Origin of the sequence: Rhodoferax sp. GW822-FHT02A01, from assembly GCF_038784515.1 — a bacterium.
Taxonomy (GTDB): Bacteria; Pseudomonadota; Gammaproteobacteria; order Burkholderiales; family Burkholderiaceae_C; genus Allorhodoferax.
Map to the genome: position 1 here is coordinate 4,820,316 of NZ_CP152376.1, position 13,852 is coordinate 4,834,167.

A 13,852-nucleotide genomic window follows, 5' to 3' on the forward strand; every position below is an offset into this window, starting at 1 on the left:
GGAATTGACGTGCACGTCAACTCTTTTGATTGTATGCGGCTAATTATCCAAAAAATAGCACGGTCGTACTATTTTTTATTTCGCCTCTCGTCAGCGCTGGTGTATTACGCGCTGCGGGTACGGAATATCGATCTGGTTGGCACGCAACGCCGCCAAAATGGCCAGATTGATGTCGGACTTGAGGTTGCCCTGCCCGTTCTGCGGGTCTTCTATCCAGTACCCCAGGGTGAACTCCAGGCCATCGGCTCCAAAGTTGGACAACGTCGCCGTGCAAGGAGGATCCGAGAGCACCCGAGGCTGACTTTGTCCCGCCTTGAGCAAGAGCGACCGGACCAAATCCACATCACTGTCGTACCCCACCGTAACCACCGTGGACTGGTAGATACGCGGATCGGCCAGGGACAGGTTTTCGACCCGGCTGGTGATCATTAGCTCGTTGGGAACAATGGACTCCCGCCCGGTGAGCGACCGGATCACGGTGTAACGGGCATTGATCTGGGTTATCAAACCCTCGAAGCCGTCCACGCGCACGTTGTCCCCAATGCGCATGCTGCGCTCGGCCAGGATGACAAAGCCGCTGACATAGTTGGCGGCGAGCTTCTGCAAGCCCAGTCCGATACCGACGCCGACCGCACCACCCAGCACCGACAGCGCCGTCAAGTCAATCCCCACTGCGGAGAGCGCCAGCATCAGACCCACGAACATCAGCAAGGCACGCGTGGCATTGCTGATGGCCTTGCGCAGGGACAACTCGCCGCCGGTGGCGTTGCGCAGCACCCTGGATTCAATTCCGGCGGAAATCCAGAGCGTGAATATCAGTACAGCCCCGCCGGTGAGTGCGCCCTCCAGCACATTGCGCACCGACAGCGTAGTAGAGCCCACTTTCCAGGTGATCATGTCCAGCTCATTGAGTACCACCGGAAGCAGTCCGCTGACCCACAGCACCATGATCAACCAGGCTACCCAGGATATGGTTTGCTCCAGCGGACGTACCCACTTGGACTCGCTGAATGCCACTTGAAGCACCTTGACGCCCACGCGAATCACCAGCAGGGACACCAGCACCGGGATGGCCACTTTGAAGAGGGCCACCGACACATGTTTGGCAAGGATCTCGCGCGCAACAAATGCCAGGCACAGCAACGCCAGCGGGAACAGCACGCCATCGATATTGCGCCGCCCAAACCAGATGGAGCGCTCCTCCTGCAGACCCAGACCGCGCCGCAGCCCGCGCACCAATGCCCAGGCCAGCAACACGCAGACCAGCAAGGCCGCCAGCTCTATCAGTACCGTGGTCTGGGCAAAGGCATTCAGCCAGCCTTCAAAATCGTCTATGGGTTCGGGTGCAGGGATGATTTGCACGATTGCCATGGGTTCCTCAACTCCAATCTATTCAAAGTCCCGCAAGGACGCGCACGTGTGCTTCCACACTGCGGGCCAGTGCGTCCAGGTTGTAGCCGCCTTCCAGACAGGAGACGATGCGTCCCTGGGCATGGCGTGCTGCAACTTCCATCAGTTGCAGGGTGATCCATGCATAGTCGCTCTCGACCAGACCCATCTGCCCCAGATCGTCTTCACGGTGGGCATCAAAGCCGGCGCTGATCAAAACCAATTCTGGGCGGAACGCATCCAGAGCAGGAATCCAGCTGGATGCCACCAATTCACGGATGGCTTCACCCTTGGTATAGGCAGGCACTGGCGTATTCACCAGATTGCTGGCCGTGGACGCTGTGCCGCCATATGGATAGAACGGATGCTGGAAAAAGCTCACCATCAGGATGCGCTCGTCGCCGGCGACGATGTCCTCGGTGCCATTGCCATGGTGCACATCAAAATCCACGATGGCCACCCGCTGCAGGCCACGACGCTCCAGTGCGTAACGCGCCGCCACCGCCACGTTGTTGAAAAAGCAGAACCCCATGGCCTTGGCGTGGCAGGCATGGTGACCGGGCGGGCGCACATTGCAGAACGCGTTGTCCATCTCACCATCCATCACCGCATCCACTGCTGCAACGGCGGCACCTGCGGCACGCAGCGCGGCATCGTAAGTGTGGATATTGATGCTGGTGTCTGGATCGATCTGCGCATGCTCCGGGCCACCTGCCAGCACTTCATCGCGCAGGCCATCGGTCAGACCGCGTAGCGACGCCACATACATGCGGTCATGGGCTAGCTCCAGATCGGCAATGGAGGCCAGAGGTGCCTCCCGGCGCAGCAGCTGTTCGGCCACGCCCTGCGTCTGCAGCCGCTTCTCGATGGCCGCAAGACGCTGCGGGCATTCCGGGTGCCCTGCCCCCATTTCATGCTGGCTGCAATCGCCGTGAAAAAAGAAACCTGTCTTGTTCACCTGAAAACTCGCTTTTCAGAAAATTCGGGTAACGTCCAACCATGGACGCCCAACATACGCTCAATACTTTGATGGATCAGCTTAACACGGTGATTGTGGGCAAGTCGGCCCAGATCCAGGACTGTGTCGCTTGTCTGCTGGCCGGTGGACACCTGCTGATCGATGATGTGCCGGGAGTCGGCAAGACCACTCTGGCCCACGCGCTGGCGCGCAGCTTCGGTCTGCAGTTTTCTCGGGTGCAGTTCACCTCCGATCTGATGCCCAGCGACCTCTCCGGCGTTTCGGTGTACGAACGTGGCAAGGAGGCCTTTGTATTCCACCCCGGCCCCATCTTTGCGCAGGTGCTGCTGGCCGACGAGATCAACCGCGCCAGCCCCAAGACGCAAAGTGCGCTGCTGGAGGCCATGGAAGAAAAACAGGTTTCGGTGGAAGGCCAGACCCGCCCCTTACCCGAACCCTTCTTTGTCATCGCCACCCAGAACCCGCTGGAGCAGGTCGGGACCTATCCTCTGCCCGAGTCGCAACTGGACCGCTTTCTCATGTGCATCTCGCTGGGCTACCCGGACCGTACTGCGGAGCGTGAACTGCTCAGTGGCACCGACCGGCGCGGCATGGCCGATGCACTGCAACCGGTTTTGCGGACCGGTGAGCTGCAGCAGTTGCAGGCTGCGGTACGCGCAGTACATACGGCTGGCCCGCTGCTGGACTATGTGCAAGACCTGATTGCGGCCAGCCGCAGCGGTCAGTGGTTTGTGCAAGGCCTGAGCCCGCGCGCCGGCATTGCGGTCCTGCGGGCCGCCCAAGCACAGGCCCTGCTGAGCGGGCGCAACTATGTGGCACCCGACGATGTACGAGCCATCCTGCCACAAACCATTGCCCACCGCCTGGTCCCCGTGGACAGTGCGGCACGCGGACCACGGGAGCAGGTGCTGGCCATGCTGGCGGCGGTACCGCTGCCATAAGAGACGTGCAGGCTGCGCTCCCCCACCCCCTATGGCACCCGGTGCAGCATGCGCGTGCCCGGGTACAGCACTTCTGGGTCAGCCGCCTCAGACCCAGCGACAGCATCACGCTGACCCAGCGCACGGTCTACATCCTGCCCACACGCCCGGGCTGGATGTTGGCTGTCACCCTACTGGTGTTGCTGATTGCCAGCATCAACTACCAACTGAATCTTGGCTACGTTCTCACCTTTTTGCTGGCGGGTTGTGCCGTGGTGGGCATGCATGTGTGCCACGGCACCCTGCGCGGCCTGACCCTGCACCTGACGGCGCCCGAGCCCTGCTTTGCCGGCGGTGTGGCCAGCATTCCCATCTATCTGCACAGCCAGCGCAAACGCACGCGTTATGGCATTGGACTGGCCGTGCTGGGCACGCAGCACTGGACCTGGACCGATGTGCCGCCAGAGGGAAGTGCCAAGGTCACACTGGCGTTTCACCCCCGGCAGCGGGGCCTGCAGGCACTGCCCACCCTCACGGCGGAAACCCACTTTCCCATGGGCACGTTCCGGGTATGGACGGTCTGGCGTCCCGCCGCCCAGGTACTGGTGTACCCGACGCCAGAAATCCATCCGCCACCGCTTCCGCCGGGTGAGCCCAGCGCCGCTGGCGCCCACACGGTACAGCGGCACAACAGCGGCGAGTTCGATGGGGTGCGGGCCTACCGGCGCGGCGACCCGCTGAAGATGGTGGTGTGGAAAAAAATGGCCAAGGCCGACCAGTTGGTCAGCCGCGACACCCAGCAAGCCCAACACTTTGAGCTCTGGCTGGACCTGCAGCACACCGGCGTCTCCATGCCACTGGAGGCCAGACTCTCGCGCCTGTGCGCCTGGGTGCTGCTGGCCAACCAGCAGGACTTCCGTTATGGACTGCAACTGCCGGGCGTGGAAGTCGCGCCGGATAGCGGCGAAGCGCACAAGCGCAGTTGTCTGGCGGCCCTGGCTCTGTATGGAGCTGCACCGCGATGAATGTCCTCGACCGTCTGCAGCATCTGCCCCGCGACACGCGCGACACGCTGTTCCTGCTGTGTGTGATTGCCTGGATCACACTGCCCCAGGTCAACCACCTGCCCCTGTGGTGCAGCGTGATGACGGCGCTGGTGCTGGTCTGGCGTGGCTGGATTGCGGTTCGCGGTGGCACCTTGCCTTCGCGCTGGCTGTTGCTGCTGATGCTGTTGGCCGCCAGCGGCGCCACGTTCTACAGCCACCGCACTCTGATGGGCCGCGACGCCGGCGTGACCTTCATTGTGGTGTTGCTGGCGCTCAAGACACTGGAGATGCATGCCCGGCGCGACGCCTTTGTGGTGTTCTTCCTGGGCTTCTTCACGCTGCTGTCCAACTTCTTTTTCTCGCAAAGCCTGTTGACAGCGTTCGCCATGGTGATCGGCTTGCTGGGGCTGCTGACGGCCCTGGTCAACCACCACATGCCGGTGGGTCGCCCGCCTCTGGCACTGGCGGCACGCACGGCGGCGGGCATGGCGCTGCTAGGTGCACCCATCATGGTGGTGCTGTTTGTGCTGTTCCCTCGCATCGCGCCGCTGTGGGGCATGCCGGGTGATGGCGGGGCCGGGCATACCGGGCTGTCCAACAGCATGCGGGTGGGCAGCATTGCCAATCTGGCGCTAGACGACAGCATTGCCATGCGCATCCGCTTCGAGGGCAAGCCGCCGGCCCAGCGCGACCTGTACTTCCGCGGGCCGGTGCTGTCCACCTTTGATGGACGGGACTGGAAGCCACTGCGCAGCGGCTTTCCCGCGCACATGCAACTGGCAGACCGGCTTGAGGTGCGTGGCGACCCAGTGCGTTACGAAGTCACGCTGGAAGGCAGCAACCAGGCCTGGTTGCCCTTGCTCGATGCCGCGCCGAAAGCGCCCGCACTGCCGGGCTACGGCGTGCACATGCAGGCGGACCTGCAATGGACGGCGGACCGGCCGATGGTGGACCTGGTGCGCTTCAAGGCAGAGAGCTACACCACCTTCCGGCACGGCCCTATGAAGGAGGAACTGGGCTTGCAGGATCTGGTCGAGCTGCCTCCAGGCTTCAACCCGCGCACCTTGCAACTGGCACAAGACATACGGCGCGACCCGCGCTATGCCCGTGCCAATGCGCCGGCGCTGGTGGAGGTGGTAATGGACAAGCTGCGCACCGGTGGCTACACCTACACATTAGACCCGGGTGTGTTCGGCACCCACACGGCCGACGAATTTTGGTTTGACCGCAAGCAGGGCTTTTGCGAGCACATCGCATCGAGCTTTGTGCTGCTGATGCGTGCACTGGACATCCCGGCGCGCGTGGTAACGGGCTACCAGGGCGGCGAGCCCAACGCGGTCGACGGATTCTGGACAGTGCGTCAGAGTGATGCCCACGCTTGGGCAGAGGTCTGGATGGCAGGCCGCGGCTGGGTCCGCGTGGACCCCACATCTGCCGTGGCACCGGGGCGCACCGGTTCGCTGCAGCGTCTGGTGCCGGTACCGGGACTGGTGGCCCAGGCGCTCAATACGCTGAGCCCAGGCTTCGAAGTCAATCTGCGTGCGCTATGGGAAGCCACCAACAACCGCTGGAACCAGTGGGTGCTCAACTACTCGCAGGCGCGCCAACTGGACCTGCTGCGCAACATCGGATTTGAATCACCGGGTTGGGAAGACCTGAGCTATCTGCTCATTGGTCTGATCGTACTGGTCAGTTTGGCAGGCGCGGCCTGGACACAGTGGGAGCGCATGCGCCAGGACCCCTGGCTGCGTCTGCTGCACGGCGCGGCGCACCGCCTGGAACAGGCTGGGCTGGTCGTGGACGCCAATGCCGCACCCCGGCAGTTGGCGATGGCCTTGCGGAAGCAATGGGGTTTCGACCCGAGCGGAGCTTCCAGGCAGGCCAGCGCGGATATCCGGCAATTGCACGATTGGCTATTGCGTCTGGAGGCATGGCGCTATGCGCCTGCATCGCAGGACGCACATGCCACGCGTATCGCGCTAGGTACACTGCAGCGGCAATACCGCCAGTTGCACTGGCCTCAACGAGCTCCCAAGACACCGTGAAACCCTTTGCCCTCCTAATTGCCGCCGTGCTGTGCGCCGCTACCGCAGCCCATGCGGCTACGGCCATCCAGTCCCTTCCTTACCAAAGAAATCACGCAGGGCACGCCGCGCCCTCCAAAGCCAAGACCAAGCTCAAGGTGAAGGCCAAAACCGCTTCGACCAACAGCAAGGCAACCGGCACTCCCTATGCCAGCCGACCGGAGGTGATGCAACAGGCCGATGCCATTGCCGCACGCCGTGGGCTGGATGTGAACTGGGTGCGCCATGCGATCGGTGAGGCACGCCTTGTACCGGCCATCACCAAGGCCATTCTCCCGCCGCCCGCAGGCGTGCCCAAGAACTGGCAGGCCTACCGCAGCCGCTTCGTGGAGCCCGTGCGCATCAAGGCCGGAACCCAATTCTGGCTGGCCAACATCGAGACATTGCAGCGTGCCGAAGAACAGACCGGCGTGCCCGCCAGCATCATCGTGGGCATTCTTGGTGTGGAAACCATCTATGGACAGCACACCGGCAACTTCCGCGTGATCGATGCGCTGTGCACGCTTGCGTTCGACTTTCCCGCGGCCCACCCCAAGGCCGAGGCCCGCACTGCCTTCTTTCTGTCGGAGCTGGAAGAGTACCTGGCTCTGACCGCCCGCACCCACACCGATCCGCTGGCGCTGCGCGGCAGTTATGCCGGTGCCATGGGTTGGCCGCAGTTCATGCCGTCGAGCTGGGTCAAGTACGCCATTGACTTCGATGGTGACGGGCGCGTGGATCTGTTCAACAGCCAGGCCGATGTGATAGGGTCAGTCGCCAACTACTTCAAGGCCTTCAACTGGCAACGCGGCATGCCCACCCACTTTGGCGTCAGCGTGGACCCGGCCTTGTTTGACAAGGAAGCCCTGATGGCACCGGACATCGTGCCAACCTTCAGCGTGGAACAGCTGGCCGCCAAGGGCGTGCAAGTGGACGAAGCGGCAAGAACCTACGGTGGCCCCCTGGCCTTGATTGAACTGCAAAACGGGGACGCCGAACCGCTGTACCTGGCTGGCACTGAGAACTTTTACACCATCACCCGCTACAACTGGAGCAGCTACTACGCCATGGCCGTCATTGAGCTGGGCCGGGCCGTGGCCGATGCCATGGGTTCGCAGACCCAAATGGCCACAACGCGCGAAAGTGGCGTGACAAAATAAGGCATGGCCCCACCCAACGCCGCCCCCGAAAAAATGCTGCTGGATCGCTCCGATGCCAGCGCCACCATCGATCTGTATCGCGCCGCACTCGGCCCCATCCGTACGGACTACTACCTCAAGGCCTTCACCCGCTTCGATGCGGCCGGCCGCAGCAGCCTGAGCTGGAATTGGGAAGCGGCGCTGCTCACGCTCAACTGGCTGGCATTTCGGCGCCTCTGGGGTGCAGCCCTGGCCTACGGCGGTGCGGTGGTGTTTGCGGCCCTGCTGCTGTTCGGCATTGGTCGCCTGGTATTCCAACTCCCTTCCAGCGGCCTGTGGGGATTGTTGGCGCTGCTGGTATTGGCAGCCATTGCGGTACCCGGTGCGCTGGGCAATGCCTGGCTGTATGCGGCAACCAACAAACGCATCGAGCGTGCGCTGGCCGACAGCGCCACGCTGGAAGAAGCGCAGACCCTGCTGCAACAGCAGTTGGCCGGACGGCGGCGCTTGGGGCTCCTCGCGGGCTTGAATGTGGTGCTGTGCGCCCTGGTGGCCGTCATCGTGCAGTCCCTACCTGACACCGGTAGCTTGCCCCTGAACAGTAGCAAGATGGGCCAGGCGCCTACCGCGACCGTGGAAGAGTGGCAAGCCGCACAGGGCAAGCAAGCAGTAGCAATGGCATCTGCGCCGCAAGATACCGCCTCGGCACCGGCCACGCAGGCATCCAACACCGTTTCGCGCATGAGCCAGGGTATGGTGCAGGTGGCCAACTCGGCCGCAGTACCCGAACCACAGAGCGCGACTTCCGCTCCCATGCCAACGCCAACGCCCGTTTCCGCGCCAACGCCTGCGCCGGCAGCTTCAACACCTGTTGCCGCATCTGCTGCAACGCCGACGGCGCAAGCCCCGGCCAAAGCAGAAAAACCGGCCAAGGTCGCAAAAGGCAAGAAGGCGGCAAAGGCAGAAGCCCGGGCCCATGCAGAGGCCGCCAGGAGTGCGCGCGCAGCCAAACCCAAACCGGCGGCATCCAGCCCGGCGGCTGCGGCGCAGACTGCAGACAGCTATGTGGTCAACGTGGGACTGTTTGCCGACGAGAACAACGCCCGCAATGCCTACACCAAGCTCAAGGATGCCGGTTTGCCCGCGCAATCGCAGGAGGTCAAGTCGTCCAAGGGCCCGCGCACCCGGGTGCGGGTCGGTCCATTCGAGACCCAGGCCGAGGCCGACCGCGCGGCGGACACCATACGCGGCCTGCATCTGGAGGCCCAGGTCTTCAAGCCCTGAAAGACCTGTGCCGATGCGCGGCGTTTACAGCACGGCAGCGCTTTCAAACAGCGGGTACAGCGTATCCAGCCAGGCGTCCATCTCTGCTTCGACCACATTCAAATGGGTCAGGCAGGCCGCTCCAAACCGGTCCCATTCGCGGTGCACTGTAACGACCTCATGCCGCGCCACCAGCGTCTCGGCCACCAGTGCCATGGCAACCAGCGTACGCACTTCTTCCGAAAAGCCCTTGTCCTGCAATATGGTGAAGTCATGGTGCAGGCGTACGGCCAGCGCAACCACCGGGGGTAGCCGCCAGGTCTTGGCAACTATGGCGCCCACCACCGCGTGGTCGGTCTTGTGGGCGGCATTCTCGGTCTGGGCGAAGCTGCGATCCTGACGCGCCAGAGCCTCGGCCAGCGTTCCGGCATAGCCTTTGACACCCATCAACAGGATGGGTATGCCAACGTGGCAAAACAGTCCGCAGGTATGGGCGATGTCCGGGTCCACGCCATACAGCTGCCTGGCAATGAAGCCCATGGCAATGGCGCGCCGGGTGGACGTCTCCCAGAAATGCTCGATGAGCGGTGAGTTGACCCGAATCGCGTTGCGCGTGAGAAAGCACGTCAGGATGTCAATGGTCTGCCCCACACCCAGCATGGCCACGGCCTGTGCCACGGTGGAAGCAGAACGCGAGCGTGCGTACAAAGGGCTGTTGGCAATGCGCAGCAGGGATGCGGCCATGGCCACGTCGCTGGCGGCAATACGCGCAATTTCTCCGGGGTCCGGATCGCCCTTGCCTACTTCCTTGCGCAACTCCATCAAAAGGTCCGGGCAAGGCGGTATGACGATGTCCTTCACAGGGCCCTTGTCCCGCGCGTGATCCAGTTCCCGGTCAATCTCAGCTACGTCCATACAGGCCCCTTTTGACAAAGATTATCGGTGGGATGTTTCGCGTCCGCGGTTGACTTCAGTCAAAGACTTTGGGGTGATGAAGGTGCCACAGTCGGCAAAAGTGACATGTTTGTGTCACGCATGTAAAGAGGAGACGATCATGTTTCATTTTGATTCCCTCACGATTTCCCGTCGACTGGCACTTCTGACAGCCATCTGCCTGCTGGGCATCAGTGCATTGGTGGCCTTTCTGCTGGTGACTGAACGCACACTCATCATGGAAGAGCGGCAACTGGGTGTGCAGCAGGCGGTGGAAACGGCGCATGGTGTGGTGAGTCACTTTCATGCTCAGGTGGCCGCCGGAAAGCTCTCGGATGAAGAGGCCCGCAAGAGCGCCATGAACGCCCTGAAGGTGATGCGCTACAGCGGCAACGAGTACTTCTGGATCAACGACATGGATGCGCACATGGTGATGCATCCGATCAAGCCGGAAATGGACGGCAAGGATGTCAGCGACACCCAAGACCCCACCGGCAAGCACCTGTTCGTGGAATTCGCTCAGACGGTCAAGACCAACGGCAGTGGCTTTGTCTGGTACCTCTGGCCCAAACCCGGCAGCGACACGCCGGTGCAGAAGGTGTCTTTTGTCAAGGGCTTTGCGCCCTGGGGTTGGGTGCTGGGTTCGGGGGTGTATGTGGACACGGTGGACAAATACATCTCCCAACGGATCTTCCACGCCACGTTGGCCACCGTGGTGTTCGCTGCTGTGCTGATTGCGGTGAGCATGCTGATCTCGCGCGGGGTCATCTCGCTGCTGGGTGCAGAACCGGTGAAGGCCGTGGCAATTACGCAGCGCATGGCCGGTGGTGATCTGGCCACGCCCATTGAACTGCGTGCGGGTGACCAGACCAGTCTGTTGCATGCCATACAGGGTATGCAGCGCAGCTTTGCCTCCATCGTGAGTGAGGTTCGCCGCGGCGCGCTAGGTGTTGCCGCCGCCAGTACAGATATCGCCCAAAGCGATGCCGATCTGTCGGCCCGCACCGAACACCAGGCCAGCGCACTGGAAGAAACCGCTGCCAATATGCAGGAGCTCAATGCCACAGTGCAACGCAATGCCGACTCGGCCCGGCAGGCCAATCAGCTGGCAGTGAGTGCTTCGGCGGTTGCGACCAAGGGTGGAGCCGTGGTCAGCCAGGTGGTAGACACCATGAAGGGCATCAATGAAGCCTCCACACGCATCTCCGCCATCATCAGCGTGATCGACGGCATTGCCTTCCAGACCAACATCCTGGCGCTCAATGCAGCCGTTGAAGCAGCACGGGCGGGCGAGCAGGGACGCGGCTTTGCCGTGGTTGCCAGTGAAGTGCGCCTGCTGGCTGGTCGCAGTGCCGAGGCCGCGCGTGAAATCAAGACCCTGATCAGTACCAGTGTGGAACGCGTGGAGCAAGGCACACTGCAAGTCGATCAGGCGGGTGCCACCATGCAGGAAGTGGTGGACTCCATACGGCGGGTCACCGACATCATGACCGAAATCACCAGTGCCAGCGAAGAGCAGGCACTGGGAGTGGCTCAGATTGGTGAAGCTGTTGGCTCACTGGACCATGCAACCCAGCAGAATGCCGCCCTGGTGCACGAGATGGCCGACGCCGCTGCGCGACTGAAATCACTGGCCGATGACCTGGTGCACAACGTTTCCGTATTCAAGCTGGAAACGTCGTGACCGCCCTGCGCCGTCAGGCTCCCGCGACCAGGAACTCGCGGCTGATGTGCGCGCCCAGATCGTTCACACGGTCCAGGAACTGTGTGAGATAGGCGTGCAGGCCCGTGGCGAGAATCTCGTCGATGCGGCCGTACTTGAGTTCAGCGCGCAGCTTGCCCGCGCGACGCAGAGTTTCGCTGGCAGGATTGCTGGAGACCAGGGCCAGGTTGTTCACCACCTCATTGAGGCTGGCGTGCAATGAGCGCGGCATGTCAGGCTTGAGGATGAGCAGCTCGGCCACGCGCTCAGGCTGGATCACATCGCGGTAGACCTTGCGGTAGACCTCGAAGGCCGAGACGCTGCGCAGGATGGCGCTCCAGTGGTAGAAGTCGTATTCCTGGTCGCGCTCATTGGCCACGCCATAAAAGTCGCTCTGCACCGCATGGAACTTCACATCCACCAGACGCGCGGTGTTGTCGGCGCGCTCCAGGAATGTGCCCATGCGCATGAAGTACAGGGCCTCGTCCATCAGCATGGTGCCCACGGTGACACCGCGTGAGAGGTGCGAGCGGAACTTCACCCATTCAAAGAACTGCGCGGGATCGGCCTCGAACTCGCCGCTCTTGATCATGCGCTTGACTTCCAGCCAGGTCTGGTTGAGCGTCTCCCAGACTTCGGTGGTCAGGGTGCCACGCACGGCACGCGCATTTTCCCGGGCAGCGCCCAGGCAGGAGACGATGGAGGACGGATTGCTTTCGTCCTTGACCATGAAGCTCATCACATTCTGCGCTGTGACCGTTTCAAAGCGCTTGTTGTAGGCACCGGTGAGTTCGCTGATGCTCAGCAGGCCCTGCCATCCCATGAGGGCCACGGCTTCGGATTGGGGCAGCAGTGAAGTCTGGTAATTCACATCCAGCATGCGCGCGGTGTTCTCGGCCCGCTCGGTATAGCGGGACATCCAGAAGAGGTGATCGGCGGTACGTGACAGCATGTTCTAGTTCTCCAAAATCCAGGTATCTTTGGTGCCGCCGCCCTGGCTGCTGTTCACCACCAGCGAGCCCTCCTTCAGGGCCACCCGTGTCAGGCCGCCGGGCACCATCTGCACCGTCTTGCCAGAGAGAACATAAGGGCGCAAATCAATGTGGCGCGGTGCGATGCCGCTTTCCACAAAGGTGGGGCAACTCGAGAGGCTGAGCGTGGGCTGCGCGATGTAGCCGCTGGGATTGGCCAGCAGGGCCTTGCGGAAGTCTTCTATTTCTGCGTTGGTTGCAGCCGGTCCCACCAGCATGCCGTAGCCACCGGCGCCGTGCACTTCCTTGACCACCAGATCCTTCAGGTTGGCCAGGGTGTAGGCCAGATCGTCCTTGTTGCGGCACATGTAGGTGGGGACGTTGTTCAGGATGGGCTTTTCACCCAGGTAGAACTCGATCATCTTGGGCACATACGGGTAGATGGACTTGTCGTCCGCGATGCCCGTGCCCACTGCGTTGCAGATGGTCACATGGCCCGAGCGGTAGGCATCCACCAGCCCGGCACAACCCAGGGTGGAGGTCGGGCGGAACACGGTGGGGTCCAGGAAGTCGTCATCCACACGGCGGTAGATCACGTCCACGCGACGCGGTCCGCGCGTGGTGCGCATGTAGACGAACTTGTCCTTCACAAAAAGGTCTTGGCCTTCGACCAGTTCCACGCCCATCTGCTGGGCCAGGAAGGCATGCTCGAAGTAGGCGCTGTTGTACATGCCGGGAGTCAACACCACCACCGTGGGGTCGGCGCTGGTCTCGGGGCTGCTGGCGCGCAGCGTTTCCAGCAACAGGTCGGGGTAGTGCGCGATCGGTGCAACGCGGTGTGCACTGAACAAGTCGGGGAACAGCCGCATCATCATCTTGCGGTCTTCCAGCATGTAGCTCACACCACTGGGCACGCGCAGGTTGTCTTCCAGCACGTAGTACTCGCCGTTGCCCTTGGCGTCGGGCGCACGCACGATGTCGATGCCGGAGATGTGGGAATAGATCTGGTGCGGCACGTCCACGCCCACCATCTCGGGGCGGAACTGGGCATTGCCCTCGATCTGGTCGCGCGGCACGACGCCGGCCTTGAGGATTTCCTGCTCGTGGTAGATGTCGTGGATGAAGCGGTTGAGCGCATTGACGCGTTGCACCAGGCCTTTTTCCATGCTGGCCCACTCGTGGGCAGGAATGATGCGGGGGATGAGGTCAAAGGGAATCAGACGTTCGGTACCGGCTCCGCTCTCGTCCTTCTCACCGTACACCGCGAACGTGATGCCGACGCGGCGGAAGATCATTTCCGCCTCCTCGCGCCGCTTGGCCATCATGTCGCCAGGTTGGCGGGCCAGCCACTCATCGTAGATCTTGTAGTGATCGCGGATTTGCTCACCTTTGGAGAAGAACTCGTAGGGCAGCTTGGTGTACATCTCGTCAAATTTCTGCATAAATC

The 13,852-nt window shown here is 62.3% G+C and carries 11 protein-coding genes; 6 read left to right on the forward strand and 5 right to left on the reverse strand.

Annotated features, from left to right (window positions below; genetic code table 11):
• Positions 1–90: 90 nt before the first annotated feature.
• The gene (locus tag AAGF34_RS22860) at positions 91–1,371 is read right to left on the reverse strand and encodes a mechanosensitive ion channel domain-containing protein (protein ID WP_342618005.1); all 1,281 of its coding nucleotides are present in this window, start codon (positions 1,369–1,371) and stop codon (positions 91–93) included.
• A 22-nt stretch (positions 1,372–1,393) separates the two neighbouring features.
• Positions 1,394–2,347: a histone deacetylase family protein gene (locus AAGF34_RS22865; RefSeq protein ID WP_342618006.1), complete on the reverse strand. Its 954-nt coding sequence runs from the start codon at positions 2,345–2,347 to the stop codon at positions 1,394–1,396.
• A gap of 41 nt (positions 2,348–2,388) precedes the next feature.
• Between AAGF34_RS22865 and AAGF34_RS22870 the strand changes: the two genes are divergently transcribed.
• The 5 genes from AAGF34_RS22870 (at position 2,389) to AAGF34_RS22890 (ending at position 8,820) form a co-directional block, all read left to right on the forward strand.
• A complete protein-coding gene (locus tag AAGF34_RS22870) occupies positions 2,389–3,309 on the forward strand; it encodes a MoxR family ATPase (RefSeq protein ID WP_342618007.1) in 921 nt (306 codons plus the stop codon).
• A gap of 5 nt (positions 3,310–3,314) precedes the next feature.
• Positions 3,315–4,313, forward strand: a complete 999-nt coding sequence (locus AAGF34_RS22875; protein ID WP_342618008.1) for a DUF58 domain-containing protein — start codon at positions 3,315–3,317, stop codon at positions 4,311–4,313.
• Positions 4,310–6,379 (forward strand): DUF3488 and transglutaminase-like domain-containing protein, encoded by a 2,070-nt coding sequence (locus tag AAGF34_RS22880; protein WP_342618009.1) that lies wholly within the window; start codon positions 4,310–4,312, stop codon positions 6,377–6,379. The genes AAGF34_RS22875 and AAGF34_RS22880 overlap by 4 nt, the downstream gene beginning before the upstream one ends.
• Before the next feature lie 206 nt (positions 6,380–6,585).
• Entirely contained in the window at positions 6,586–7,557 is a 972-nt protein-coding gene (gene mltB / locus AAGF34_RS22885; RefSeq protein WP_342621165.1) for a lytic murein transglycosylase B, read from the forward strand.
• Between the two features lie 3 nt (positions 7,558–7,560).
• Positions 7,561–8,820, forward strand: coding sequence for an SPOR domain-containing protein (locus AAGF34_RS22890; RefSeq protein ID WP_342618010.1), 1,260 nt, complete (start codon positions 7,561–7,563; stop codon positions 8,818–8,820).
• Positions 8,821–8,844: 24 nt separating this feature from the next.
• Here the strand turns inward: AAGF34_RS22890 and AAGF34_RS22895 are convergent, their stop codons facing one another.
• The gene (locus AAGF34_RS22895) at positions 8,845–9,714 is read right to left on the reverse strand and encodes an HDOD domain-containing protein (protein WP_342618011.1); all 870 of its coding nucleotides are present in this window, start codon (positions 9,712–9,714) and stop codon (positions 8,845–8,847) included.
• Positions 9,715–9,853: 139 nt separating this feature from the next.
• Here AAGF34_RS22895 and AAGF34_RS22900 point away from each other — a divergent pair, with 139 nt between their 5' ends.
• Positions 9,854–11,416 carry a methyl-accepting chemotaxis protein gene (locus AAGF34_RS22900; RefSeq protein WP_342618012.1) on the forward strand — a complete coding sequence of 521 codons (1,563 nt, stop codon included), beginning with the start codon at positions 9,854–9,856 and terminating at the stop codon, positions 11,414–11,416.
• A gap of 13 nt (positions 11,417–11,429) precedes the next feature.
• Here AAGF34_RS22900 and AAGF34_RS22905 read toward each other — a convergent pair whose 3' ends face one another.
• Together AAGF34_RS22905 and AAGF34_RS22910 are read right to left on the reverse strand one after the other, a co-directional pair.
• Positions 11,430–12,386: an alpha-E domain-containing protein gene (locus AAGF34_RS22905; protein ID WP_342618013.1), complete on the reverse strand. Its 957-nt coding sequence runs from the start codon at positions 12,384–12,386 to the stop codon at positions 11,430–11,432.
• A 3-nt stretch (positions 12,387–12,389) separates the two neighbouring features.
• Positions 12,390–13,847 carry a circularly permuted type 2 ATP-grasp protein gene (locus tag AAGF34_RS22910; protein ID WP_342618014.1) on the reverse strand — a complete coding sequence of 486 codons (1,458 nt, stop codon included), beginning with the start codon at positions 13,845–13,847 and terminating at the stop codon, positions 12,390–12,392.
• Between the last annotated feature and the right edge of the window lie 5 nt (positions 13,848–13,852).

What these genes read in the sequence shown, in the direction of transcription:
- AAGF34_RS22860 (WP_342618005.1), bottom strand. Translation starts at nt 1,371, where the DNA reads ATGGCAATCGTGCAAATCATCCCTGCACCCGAACCCATAGACGATTTT.
- AAGF34_RS22870 (WP_342618007.1), top strand. Translation starts at nt 2,389, where the DNA reads ATGGACGCCCAACATACGCTCAATACTTTGATGGATCAGCTTAACACG.
- AAGF34_RS22880 (WP_342618009.1), top strand. Translation starts at nt 4,310, where the DNA reads ATGAATGTCCTCGACCGTCTGCAGCATCTGCCCCGCGACACGCGCGAC.
- mltB (WP_342621165.1), top strand. Translation starts at nt 6,586, where the DNA reads ATGCAACAGGCCGATGCCATTGCCGCACGCCGTGGGCTGGATGTGAAC.
- AAGF34_RS22890 (WP_342618010.1), top strand. Translation starts at nt 7,561, where the DNA reads ATGGCCCCACCCAACGCCGCCCCCGAAAAAATGCTGCTGGATCGCTCC.
- AAGF34_RS22895 (WP_342618011.1), bottom strand. Translation starts at nt 9,714, where the DNA reads ATGGACGTAGCTGAGATTGACCGGGAACTGGATCACGCGCGGGACAAG.
- AAGF34_RS22900 (WP_342618012.1), top strand. Translation starts at nt 9,854, where the DNA reads ATGTTTCATTTTGATTCCCTCACGATTTCCCGTCGACTGGCACTTCTG.
- AAGF34_RS22905 (WP_342618013.1), bottom strand. Translation starts at nt 12,386, where the DNA reads ATGCTGTCACGTACCGCCGATCACCTCTTCTGGATGTCCCGCTATACC.
- AAGF34_RS22910 (WP_342618014.1), bottom strand. Translation starts at nt 13,847, where the DNA reads ATGCAGAAATTTGACGAGATGTACACCAAGCTGCCCTACGAGTTCTTC.